This window comes from Cupriavidus sp. CER-90, assembly GCF_057652055.1.
Window position 1 is genome coordinate 3,153,800 of the sequence record NZ_JBYGYM010000002.1, and the last position, 11,665, is coordinate 3,165,464.

General features: G+C 66.3%; 9 protein-coding genes. 4 read left to right on the plus strand and 5 right to left on the minus strand.

What is annotated here, in order from left to right; all coding sequences use genetic code 11:
• Positions 1–61: 61 nt before the first annotated feature.
• The 4 genes from AC24R4_RS24975 to AC24R4_RS24990 all read right to left on the minus strand — a co-directional run bounded on the left by AC24R4_RS24975 (position 62) and on the right by AC24R4_RS24990 (position 6,821).
• Positions 62–1,783, minus strand: coding sequence for an alpha/beta fold hydrolase (locus AC24R4_RS24975; RefSeq protein ID WP_487523781.1), 1,722 nt, complete (start codon positions 1,781–1,783; stop codon positions 62–64).
• Between the two features lie 17 nt (positions 1,784–1,800).
• Positions 1,801–2,271 carry a MaoC family dehydratase gene (locus tag AC24R4_RS24980; protein ID WP_487523782.1) on the minus strand — a complete coding sequence of 157 codons (471 nt, stop codon included), beginning with the start codon at positions 2,269–2,271 and terminating at the stop codon, positions 1,801–1,803.
• Between the two features lie 313 nt (positions 2,272–2,584).
• Entirely contained in the window at positions 2,585–5,233 is a 2,649-nt protein-coding gene (locus AC24R4_RS24985) for a winged helix-turn-helix domain-containing protein (protein WP_487523783.1), read from the minus strand.
• A gap of 598 nt (positions 5,234–5,831) precedes the next feature.
• Positions 5,832–6,821 carry a zinc-dependent alcohol dehydrogenase family protein gene (locus AC24R4_RS24990; protein ID WP_487523784.1) on the minus strand — a complete coding sequence of 330 codons (990 nt, stop codon included), beginning with the start codon at positions 6,819–6,821 and terminating at the stop codon, positions 5,832–5,834.
• A 106-nt stretch (positions 6,822–6,927) separates the two neighbouring features.
• On the opposite strand from AC24R4_RS24990, the gene AC24R4_RS24995 reads away from it, so the two are divergent.
• The 4 genes from AC24R4_RS24995 to AC24R4_RS25010 all read left to right on the plus strand — a co-directional run bounded on the left by AC24R4_RS24995 (position 6,928) and on the right by AC24R4_RS25010 (position 11,071).
• On the plus strand, positions 6,928–7,827 hold the full coding sequence (locus tag AC24R4_RS24995; protein WP_487523785.1) for a LysR family transcriptional regulator: 900 nt from the start codon (positions 6,928–6,930) through the stop codon (positions 7,825–7,827).
• Positions 7,828–8,037: 210 nt separating this feature from the next.
• Positions 8,038–9,531, plus strand: a complete 1,494-nt coding sequence (locus AC24R4_RS25000) for an alpha/beta hydrolase (protein WP_487523786.1) — start codon at positions 8,038–8,040, stop codon at positions 9,529–9,531.
• Positions 9,532–9,747: 216 nt separating this feature from the next.
• Complete coding sequence (locus tag AC24R4_RS25005; RefSeq protein ID WP_487523787.1) at positions 9,748–10,425, plus strand: VIT1/CCC1 transporter family protein; 678 nt, start codon at positions 9,748–9,750, stop codon at positions 10,423–10,425.
• Positions 10,426–10,567: 142 nt separating this feature from the next.
• Positions 10,568–11,071 (plus strand): hypothetical protein, encoded by a 504-nt coding sequence (locus AC24R4_RS25010; RefSeq protein ID WP_487523788.1) that lies wholly within the window; start codon positions 10,568–10,570, stop codon positions 11,069–11,071.
• Positions 11,072–11,157: 86 nt separating this feature from the next.
• Here the strand turns inward: AC24R4_RS25010 and AC24R4_RS25015 are convergent, their stop codons facing one another.
• Positions 11,158–11,640, minus strand: coding sequence for an aminoacyl-tRNA deacylase (locus tag AC24R4_RS25015; RefSeq protein ID WP_487523789.1), 483 nt, complete (start codon positions 11,638–11,640; stop codon positions 11,158–11,160).
• Positions 11,641–11,665: the final 25 nt, after the last annotated feature.

Sequence of the window (11,665 nt, forward strand, 5' to 3'; positions counted from 1 at the left end):
GGTCTTCATGCTAGTGGTGCGGTTTAGAAAAAAAACGCTTGGCTACGCCAGTCGCGCACGGTCACGCGCCGGCGACGTAGGTGCCCGGTGCGTCGCACAGGGCGGGGTGGCTGGCACTGCCCACCTGGGCCGGTGCATCGCGCCGGTCGCCGGATCGCTCGGCCAGCCACGTGCGCCAGTTGTCCCACCACGAATCGGGTTGCGCGGTGGCGCCGCCCAGCCAGGCCTCCGGATCTTCCGGCAGGGCCGCATCGGCATTGACGAAGAACCTGGCCTTTGGATTGCCCGGCGGGTTGATCAGGCTCTGGATGTGGCCGCTGGAACTCAGGACGAAGCGCGTATTGCCGCCGAACATGCGCGCCGTGTTGTAGACGCCCTTCCACGGGGTGATGTGGTCGGTGATGCCGCCCACCACGTACGTGTCGCAGGCCACCTTGGACAGATCCACCGGCGTGCCCAGCACGGTCAGTGCGCCGGGCCGGGCAAACACGTTGCCGGCGAAGATGTCGAGCAGCTGGCCATGGAACTTGCCCGGCAGGCGGGTGGTGTCGTTGTTCCAGTACAGGATGTCAAACACGGGCGGCGCATTGCCCAGCAGATAATTGTTGATCCAGTAGTTCCACACCAGGTCGTTCGGCCGCATCCATGCGAACACGCGACCCATCTCGTTGCCTTCCAGCACGCCCTTCATGATGCTGTTCTGCTTGGCCGCGGAGATGCTCTCGGGCGTGGCAAACAGGCCGATCTGCGATTCCTCGCTGCTGTCCAGCACGGCCACCATCAGCGTGGCCGCATTGACCAGGCGTTCGCCGCGCGCTTCCAGATGGCCCATCAGCGCCGACATGGTCATGGCCCCGGAACAGGCGCCGTGCAGGTTCACATCGTCGCTGCCGGTGATCTCGCGCACCGCGTGGATGGCTTCGATCAGCGCCGACACGTAGGTGTCCATGTCCCAGTCGCGATGCTCGATGGTCGGGTTGCGCCAGCTCACCGCAAACACCTGGAATTCGCTCTGCAGCAGGTAGTCGACGATGCTCTTGCCCTTCGACAGGTCGAACACGTAGTACTTGTTGATCTGCGGCGGCACGATCAGCTGCGGGCGCCCGTGCACCTTCGCCGTCGCCGGCTTGTACTGGATCAGTTCCAGCACCGCGTTGCGGAACACCACGGCACCGGGCGACGTGGCCAGGTTCTTGCCCACCTGGAAGGCCGACGTATCGACCTGCGACGGCATGCCCTGGTTGCGCACGGCGTCCATGATGGCGTTCTTGATGCCGGAGACCAGGCTGGTGCCGCCCGATTCGACGATCTTGCGCAGCGCGGCCGGATTCCCCAGCAGCGTGTTGGTCGGCGCCAGCGCGTCGGTCATCAGCTGCAGGACGAACTGCGCGCGTTCCTTGCTGCGGTCGTCCAGCGCGGACCGATCGACAAAGCCGCCCAGCGCGTTGCACCAAGCCAGATAGCTCTGCATTGCCACGCGATAGAACGGGTTGCTCTGCCAGGCGCTGTCGACAAATCGCTTGTCGCCTTTCTGCGGCGCGGGGCCGCCCTTGCCGGCCAGCGCCGCCACCAGCTCGCGCGTCAGCGCGGCGCCTTGTTCGACCAGCAGCCCGGGCTGGCGCACGGTCTGCGCGCCCACCTGGCGCACGGTGTCCAGCACGTCGCACGGGCGCAGCCCGATGAACGGGTTCAGCTTGGGCCGGTTCGTGCCGGCGTGGCCTGCCTCTTTCAGGCCTTCCGGCGCGGCCACGGCGCGCACGGGGGATTCCACATTGGCTTGCATATTGTCTTCGGCTCCTGTCAGCGCGCGGCCATCAGCATGGCCAGCGATTCCGCCAGCAGCGCCGGCCTGGTTTCGCCTTCGATTTCCAGCGTATTGATCAGCCGGGCGATCACCCGGCCGTCACCCTTGTCTTCCACCGCCGCCAGCGTCACGCGGTTGCGCACCCGTGCGCCGGCCTTGACTGGCGACAGAAAGCGCACCTTGTCGAGCCCGTAGTTCAGGCCCGCGCTGGCATCGTGGGGCACCACGCCCACTTCCATCGACAGCGACGCCAGCAGCGACAGGCTCAGGTAGCCGTGCGCGATGGTCCCGCCGAACGGGCTCTCGCGCTGTGCGCGGTCCACGTCCACGTGGATCCACTGGCGGTCGCCCGTGCAGTCGGCAAAGGCATCGACGCGGGCCTGATCGACGATCAGCCAGCCCGATACGCCAAGCTCGCGTCCGACGAAGTCGCCCAGGGTGTTCATGCTGTAGCCAGCAATGGTCATGGTGTTGTCTCCTCGCACGCATCACTCGTGCATTCGTTCATTTGTTTGGTCGCGCAGGCTCGGCTTCCTGTTCGGCTTCAGGGCCACTTCGGACACGCTGCGAAGCCTGTGGTGCGCCGGAGCCGTCACCCCAGGCGGGATTCCGGCGGCGCGATGCATGGATGCCATGTTGGCCGTGCGGCCGGATCGCCCGTATCCCCCAAAGAGGGGACCGGAAAGGGGAGCCCGGGGAGGGGAGACCGGGGAGGGGAGACCGGGGAGGGGAGACCGGGGAGGGGAGACAGGGGAGGGCGGTGAGGGCGCCAGCGCGGGGTCAGTGCCCGGTCACCAGCCCCAGCGATTGCGCGCGTGCGACGGCGTGCGCCCGTTTTTCCACTGACAGCTTGACGAAGATGCTCTTGATATGAGTCTTGACGGTCTCGGGCGCGATGCCCAGCGTCCGCGCGATTTCCTTGTTCGACTGGCCCGCGGCGATCAGCGCCAGGATGCTGCCTTCGCGCGCGCTCAGCGCCTCGCGCACCGACGCCGACGACGCCTTTTGCCGCATCTGGTAGCGTTCGTTGCAACGTTCGCGCAGTTCGTCGATGCAGGCCAGCCGTTGCGCGCCGCCGCTGGCGGCGACGGTAGCCTGTCTGGCCAGTTCCAGTAGGGCCCCGACGCCCGGCCCCTGGTCCAGGATGATCCGGTACGCACGCGCGGATTCGATGGACGCCAGCACCCGGCTGCATTCCTCGACGGCCCGTTCCGCCGCGCCACTGGCCTGGCAGGCCAGGGCCAGCAAGGTGCGGGCGCGTAGCGCGAGATAGTTGGGGTGCCGCTGCGGAAGGCGCCGGAGCAGGGCGTCCAGCAGACGCACGGCGTCATCCGGCCGTGCCCTGGCCATGGCGAGGCTGGCGGCACCCAGCGTCCGATAGCGGTCCAGTTCGCTGGCGCAGGCCTCGCAATCGGGCGCATCGACGGTATTCACCAGTCTGTCGATCTGTTCGACGCACGCGGCGGCCTCCCGGGCGCGGCCCTCGGCAAGCAGCAGCCGGACACGCTCCAGCAGGATGGCAGCCACCAGCCGGTGCCACGCGCGTTGATGGCCAATCGTCAACGCCTGTTCGATCCACGCGTGGGCCTGATCCAGGTGCCCGCGCGCCGCCGCAATGCGGACCAGCAAGGTATAGGCCACCAGCACGCTGTCCAGCAGGACCGCCGCGTCGATGACCGGCATGCGTTCCACCAGCAGCGTTTCGGCGTCTTCGAGCCGGTCCTGCTCGTAGCGCAACTGGGCCAGCGCCGGCGCGCACAGCGCGGCGGCGGTCGAGGCCGGGCCGGCGTTGTCTTCGGCCAACCGCATCGCCTGCAGAAAGTACCGCTCGGCCACGTCGAAACGCATCTGCTGCAGTTCCGCAAGGCCCAGCAGGCAAAGCCGATAGACCGACGAGAGCGGGTAGCGCCGGTTTTCGTCCGGCGAGTAGGGTATCCATGGCGTGGCATACAGCCGTTCCAGATCGCCGGACTTCCAGTGCGCGAACCGCACGACGTTGCCGAGCACGTTGATCATCCACGGGTCGTCCGACAGCGGGCGGCTCAGGCAGTCTTCCGCCAGCCGCAGCGCGCCTTGGGCATCGTCGCGCAAGGCGGCAAGCAAGGCGCGTATCGCCCGGCATTCCCACAGGTGGCGTTCGCGATCGGCCTCGGGCCCTCGTGCGGCATCCTGCCCGATGGCTTCCACCATCGCGGACGCCTCTTCGAAACGCATGGCCAGCGCCATGCCACGTGCCAGCGCCAGGCGCACGTCAACCTGGCCACGCATGATGTCCGGCGGCAAATGCCGCTGCCAGCCAAGTAGCGTCTTCAGATCACCCTGGCGGACCAGCGACATCGCACATTGGCCAATCAGCGCAACGGCATCGGCGGCATCGCCGGCTTCCAGCGCATGCCAGACGGCGTCGGTCCACAGTGCCTGCGCGGCATACCAGCGCGACGCGCGCCGATGCAGGTCGGCAATGTCGATGTCGGCGGCAGTCTCCAGCCGCTGGCGCAGGTAGTCGCGCAGCAACTGGTGGTAGCGAAACCAGCGGCCCTCGACGTCCAGCGGATCGAGCAACAACTGGCGCGTGGCCAGCGCCTGGAGCATGTTCTGGCTGTCCGCCGCGCCGGTAACAGCCATGCAGAGCGGCGCGGAAAGCCGGTCCAGGATGGCGGTGCGCACCATGAAATCGACCAGTTCCGGGGTCTGGCAGGCCAGCATCTCTTCCAGATAGGCCGCGATAGGCCGCGCCGTGCCCGATGGCGCCACCCAGGTGCCCGACTGGCTGCGCGCCAGCATCGGGGTGGACAGGCGCAACGCGGCTGCCCAGCCTTCGGTCGAGGCGTGCAAGGCGTCTACCGAGGCCTGCGGCAGGCCTCCCGCGCATTCGCGCTGCACGAACCGCCCGGTTTCGTCGGCACTGAAGCGCAACATCGCGGCGTCGATCTCAAGCAGCGCATTGCCGGCCCGCAACCGTGCCAGCGGCAAGGGCGGGTCCGCACGCGTGCCCAGCACCAGATGGAAGTTCGACGGCGCGTGAGCCAGTAGCAGCGCCACGGCTTCATGAATCGATTCGGTGCCGATCAGGTGATAGTCGTCCACGAACAGGAACAGCTCGTCGTCGATCTCGGCCAGCGCGTTGACCAGCGTGGCAATGACCGCGCGCGGCACAAGCAGCGAAACCTCACCGGCAAGCCCCGGGGGCGCGCCTTCAGCGACACAGGCACCGTACAGCGATTGCGCCAGATGACTCAGAAAATGTGCAGGCTCGTCATCTTCCTGATCCACCGACAACCAGGCGACCCGAGCGCCATCTGCGCGCAACCGGTGAAGCCACGCAATGCAAAGCGATGTCTTGCCGAAACCCGCCGGCGCCTTGATAACGGTGAGCCGCTTGTCCCGACCCTGGCCAAGCACGTCCAGCAGGCGTGGACGTTCGATCAATCCGGCCGGCAAACGCGGCGCAAGGATCTTGGTCGCCAGCAGAAACGGAACGGACGGCGCGGACGAGGCCGCAGGAACAGACGCGGATGCTTCCGCGACGCGCCGACCGGAAGCACGATTGCGGCCCGCCGGCTTTTTCCCAGGCGGCGCCGATGGAAAGAGTTGGCCTTCGCGCATGAAGTTGATTCTAGCCGCGCCAACCCTCGATTCAAGCAGGGCCAGCGCATGCGGAAGAGGCAGTTGGGAGGTGCTTTGCTGGCCGAGGTGTTCTTGAATGGGTGCGCATGTTATTTAACATAAGATAGATTATTGATAGAACGCATGTCAGGGCCAATTAGACTTGTCGTACTTAGGCCAAATAGAAATGTCGTACCCCCTTGCCAGGACTGGCATGATGGGGCCGCTTTAACGGGGACCGTGATCCTGGATACAGAAACAGGAACCGAATACCGTGCATTCGGTGTCCTGGGCATTTAGGACCGACGCGCAGACGGCGCGCAATGTCGATCCTGACAAGCCATTGTTGCGTGCTGGCCAGGCCTGACCGGGCGTTTTGGCCCCGATGGTCGCCGAATTCGCATCAACGTGCCGCAGCACATCAAACCGTCACCACGATCTTGCCGAACTGTTCATTCGACTCGAGAAAGCGGTGCGCATCGACGATCTGGTCAAAGGCGAAGGTTCTCGCAATCACCGGCCGAAACGCCCCCGCTTCCAGTCCGTCGATGATGAATGCCTTGGCCGCCTCAAGCCTCGCCGGGTCGCCGGTGATCTCGTGCACGAGGTAACCGCGCAGCGTCAGGGTCTTGCTCAGTACGTCAAACAAGGGAAAAGGCGTCGGCTCCGTACTGAGGCCGCCATATTCGATGAGAATTCCGCCGCGCGACATCGCTGCCGTCAGCGGCTGGAAGATGGGGCCGCCGATTGCGTCCAGCACGACCCGCACGCCAGCCGGGCCTGTTATCTCCTGCAACCGGGCGGCGAGATCGACGTTGGCGGTGGCAACCACGTGGGCGGCGCCTGCGGTCAGCAGGTCGCGCGCCTTGGCTGAGGTCCGTGTGATCGCGATGGGCGTCGCACCTACCCGATTCGCGATCTGGATCGCGGCCAACCCGACGCTGCTGGACGCCGCCGTCACGGCCACAAAGTCTCCCGGGCCCAGCTTGGCGATGTCGATCAGCGCACCATAGGCCGTGAGATACGGCATCCACACTGCGGCGGCCTCCTCCCAACCCAGCGTTCGCGGATGTCTGACGACAAGTGGGGCGGGAAACGTCACCAACTCCCCATACGCGGGCCAGCGAACCATCGACTGCGGCGGCACAACGCTGACGGCATCGCCCGGCGCAATCGCCGTGACACCGGTGCCCACCGCCTCGACAACGCCCGCGGCCTCAAGCCCGAGCCCGGACGGAAACGTCGGCCGCTCGATATACGTCCCGGCACGCAGCAGCGCCTCGGCACGATTGAGCCCCAGCGCCTTGACTCGAATCTGTACCTCGCCCGGGCCCGGCGGCGGAACATCGACGTGCTCGATGCGCAGGACCTCGGGTCCCCCATGCTGATAGAAACGGACAACGCGTGCCATGAACTCCCTCCAGTCGAAACTTGTTGAAGTGAATCCACTGTAGTCGCCCGCGTTTTGCCGATAAATGGCGGATAATCGACGACAGTCGAAACCATTCGTTTTTAATATGGACCGTCTGACCAGCATGGCCGTATTTGTAAAAGCCGTCGATTTAGGCTCGTTTGCGGCCGCCGCTGATGTGCTGGGCCTATCCGCCCCCATGGTCGGCAAACATGTTCACGCATTGGAAACCCGCCTTGGCGTGCGCTTGCTGATTCGCACCACGAGACGCCAGAGCCTGACTGACTTCGGGCAGGCCTACTACGATCGCTGCAAGGTCGTGCTGGCGGAGGCGGAGGCCGCGGATGCGCTTGCGGCCGATCAGTTCGGCGAACCGCGCGGGAGGTTGCGTGTCACCATGCCCGTGCACTTTGGCCGGCTTTGCGTGGCCCCGGTGCTACTGCGATTTGCGCAGACGTATCCGGCGCTGGAGCTGGATCTCTCATTCAATGACCGTTTCGTCGATCTGGGCGAAGGCGACTTCGACATCGCCATCCGTACCGGCGATCTGGACGACAAGGCCGGCGTGATCGCGCGTCGTGTCGCACGCCAACCGATGATCGTCTGCGCTTCGCCCGCCTATCTCAAGGCGCACGGCCAGCCCGCGACCGTCGACGCGCTCGAGCGGCACCAAGCCATCGTGTACAGACGGTCAGGCCGGGTCAGCCCGTGGCTTTTTCCCAGGGACGGGCTTCCGCCGGAAGAGATGATTCCACTCAACCGCATCCGGATGGATGATCTCGACGCCATTGCCGAAGCCGCGACACTTGGCATGGGACTCGCCTGGCTTCCCTATTGGCTTGTCCGCGATCGCATCCAGGCGGGGGCGCTGGTCGCCCTATTGCCGGACCGGCGTGCATTTCTCTACGACGCCTACGCGTTGTGGCTGCAGGCGCCTCACTTGCCGCGCAAAGTCCGCATGGCCGTCGACGCGCTCGTTGAGGCATTGCCCGCGCTGATGACGTAAGTGGCAGGGTTGGAAAGACGTCCCCCGCATGTTGCGGCGCGCAACGCCCCACTCGGACACCCGTTTGAACATTGGCGTGACGTATCGCCGCGGTTACATTGGCCGGGCGTTGCGTCACGCGGGGGAAGCATGTCGTGAAAGCATGATGGCGGTCGAGGACGCGTGCCGACGCACTCCCACACACACGATAAAGAAGACAGAGGAGACATCATGCATCGCGTATTCCAGAGCACTGCCCTGGCGTTGGCGGCCGGCTTCCTGCTGTACGGCTGTGGTGGCGGCGACGACAACGGTTCGGCCACCACCGCATCCACACCCGCTCCCACAGCGCCGACGGTTCAGCCCGAAGAGGTGCGTCCGCAAGACAGCCGGACCTTTACCGTCGATACCAACGCGCTGGCGGCCAAACTGGTGCCGCTGGCCGGCGCGCCAGCGTCCGACCGCTGGTCCGGTCAGCTTGGCAATGCCGGCTATGTCGTGGAAGTGCCCGCCGCCTGGAACGGCAAGCTCGTGATGTATGCCCTCGGCTACGCCGGGATGGGTTCCGCGCTGTCCGTCACCATTCCGGGCATCCGCCGGCATCTGCTGGAGGCCGGCTACGCGTGGGCCGCATCCACCTATTCCACCAACTATTACGACGTCCGCGCCGGCCTGGAGGACACCAACGCGCTGGCGCTGGCGTTCACCGATATTGCGAAGAAGAATGGCCGCACGCTGGCCGCGCCCACCCGCACGTATATCGTGGGCCATTCGATGGGCGGGCATGTGGCGGCTGCCGCCGTGGATGCCGAGAACGTCCAGACCGCCGTACACAAGGTGTCGTACAACGGCGCGGTGCCGATGTGCGCCGTGCTGGGCGACACCGAACTGTTCAATTACTTCGGTGGCTATCAGACCGCCGCGCAGCAGTTGGCCGGCATGCCAGCCACATCGTGGCCGGTCACGAACTGGGCGCAGATCGTGGCGCCGCTGATGTCGGCGTTGTTCACCACCTACCCCTCGGCGACGACCGCCGCGGGCGACAAGCTCAAGGCCGTGGTCAAGAACCTGACCGGCGGCGAGCGCCCGCTGTTCGAACTCGGCTTCGGCCAAAGCCCCGCGTCGAAGGCTTACCAGGACGCGGTGTGGAGCACGTTCGGCTCCGACGGCACGGTCAACGGCATCCTGACGCAGAACGTGGTGGACACCACTGCCCTGCTCTACCAGTTCGACAACGACCCGGCCCAGTCCGCCGAGGAACAGGCGTTCAATGCGGCGATTTTCCGGGTGCGCCCGGTCGCCGATGCCAATCGGCTGCGCCGCGACGGCCTGCGCTGGATTCCGCAGAACGCCGCGAAAATCAGCGTGCCGGTGCTCACGCTGCATACGCTGGGCGACATGTACGTGCCATTCAGCATGGAGCAGATCTACAAGCGCCGCGCCGACGCCAACGGCACGGCGTCCTGGCTGGTGCAGCGCGCGATCCGCGGTATCGCGCACTGCGATTTCACGGTGGCGGAGCAGACCAGGGCCTTCGACGACATGGTGACGTGGGAGCAGACCCACACGCGGCCCGGCGGCGACGATGTGCTGACGGCGTCCGTGGTGGCCAATGCCAAATATGGCTGCACGTTCACCGACAATACCGTGGGTGCCGACGACGACCCCGTGACAAAGAACCTGCGACTGGTGATCGCAGCGACGCCCGGCACCAGCTGCCAGTAGCCAGGCAGGCCGCCGCTCGGCGGCATCCGTCACGCGCGGGCGGATGCCGCCGTCCGCCCGGTCTTCCAGCGCCGGGCAATCCCCACCGTTGCCGACTTCCCCATTGCCCAACGGGCGCCGCCCGCGCAGCCCGCTAGGACGTTGGTCCAATGGCAGCACTGCCCGGATCGGTCTACCGTGTCCTGACCCGTTGCTGGCACATGGGGAGGAACCAGCATGTCGGCTATCAATCCGTCACAGAGCGACAGCGTCGAGGATCGGGCTCCGGCCCTCGACGTGGTGGATCGCGTATCCGAAATGTGTTTCGGGCTGTACATGGCGCTGACGTTCGTGGGCGCCGTGTCGTCCGCCACGGCCGGGCCCGATGCCGCCCAGACCATGCTGCGTGCCGCCCTGGGCTGCAATCTCGCCTGGGGGCTGGTGGACGCGATCATGTATCTGGTGCGCACGCTGGCCGGGCGCGGCATGCTGCAGAAGCTTGCCCTGACGGCCAAGCATGGCGACGCGCCCTCGGGCATCGCGGCGATCCGCGACGCGCTGCCGCCCGCCATGAATCCACACATTGCCAACGAGGATCTCGAACCGGTACGGCTACGGCTGGTGTCCGGCGCCACCGTGCCGGACCGTCCGACGCTGCATGGCGGCGACTTTCTTGCCGCGATCCGCATCTTCTTTATCGTCGTGCTGTCCACGTTCCCGGTCGCCCTGCCCTTCGTGGTGCTGCACGACCTGTCCACGGCGCTGCTGGTGTCCCGGGTGCTGACGCTGATCATGCTGTTCGTGGGCGGCGCGGCGCTGGGCCACTACGGCGGAATCAACCCGTGGCGGGCCGGGTTCTGGATGATGGCGCTGGGCGTGGCCGTCACCATGGCCGTCATCGCGCTGGGGGGATAAGATGCGCGCGCCCCTGGTGGCAGTTGCGATCTGGCTCGCGGCAAATGGCGTGCAGGCCCAGGAGGTTGCCGTTACCCCGCCGGCGCCCGCTGCGGATACCCCGCCGCCCGCTTGGAGTTTCCTGGCGACCGGGTTCTGGAACATGCCGCGACACGAAGACAGCTACGCTTCGGGCATTTTCGGGGCCGATCATGGCCAGCTGCATCTCGAAGCGCGCGTCAACTACGAGGCGATGCATGCCCAATCGGGTTTCGTCGGCTGGTCGTTCTCTGGCGGGGAAACGTTCCAGTACAAGGTCACGCCCATCGTGGGCGTCGTGGTGGGCAGCGCGCACGGGCCCATTGCCGGCGTGGAGGCCAGCCTCGCGGTCAGCAAGTTCGATTACTACATCGAAGCCGAATATCTGCCCGGCACGGGCTCCACCACTCCCTATACCTATGCGTGGAGCGAACTGGGATTCCGCCCGGTCCAGTGGCTGCGTGTGGGTCTGGTCGCCCAGCGCACGCGGATCTACGGCGGCGATCGCGAATTCCAGCGCGGCGGCCTGGTACAGCTCACGTTCGGCAAGGTCACCGGCAGCGTCTACTGGTTCAATCCGGCCTCCCACGATCAGGTGGTCATCGCCGCCATGACGCTCGCGTTCTAGCGCATGCGCCGCCCTGCCGGAACCAGCCGGCGACCGGCAGGGGGGCAGATCGTCACGTATGCCGTGGGAGCGGTCGCGCGCCGTGCCTACATGACCCGATGCGCAAAATGGCCGCGCCGCGCTTCGGACATCAGCTGCGCGAAATCGTCCACGTTCATATGGACCAGCGCCTCGCGGTCGCCGGCCTCGAAGTAGACGTCGTCGTGGGTCAGCAGGCTGTCGTCGATCCAGGTCAGCGTGCCATAGGCCATGCCGACCGGCGGCAATGCCTGCCGATCGCAGTCGCGGAACACCTCGCGCACGCCTTCGGCATGGGCGTAGGCCACCTTGCGCCCGGTCTGCTCGCGCAGTTCGGCCAGCTTCAGGTGATGGCTGGCGGGAATCACGGCGGCCAGGTAGCCCTTGTCGTCCTCCAGCAGCACCGTGCGGGCCAGCCGGTCGGCCGGGATGCTTGGGGCCGCGTCGTCGCCGGGGTGGGCCAACTGTCCGGGCCGCCCGGGGCGACGCACGGTCTCGAACCGGGCCTCGGTCCTGCTCAGGCATCGCGCCAGCTTCGTCGCCATGGTCATGATTGCCGCCTCCCGGCGTCACGCG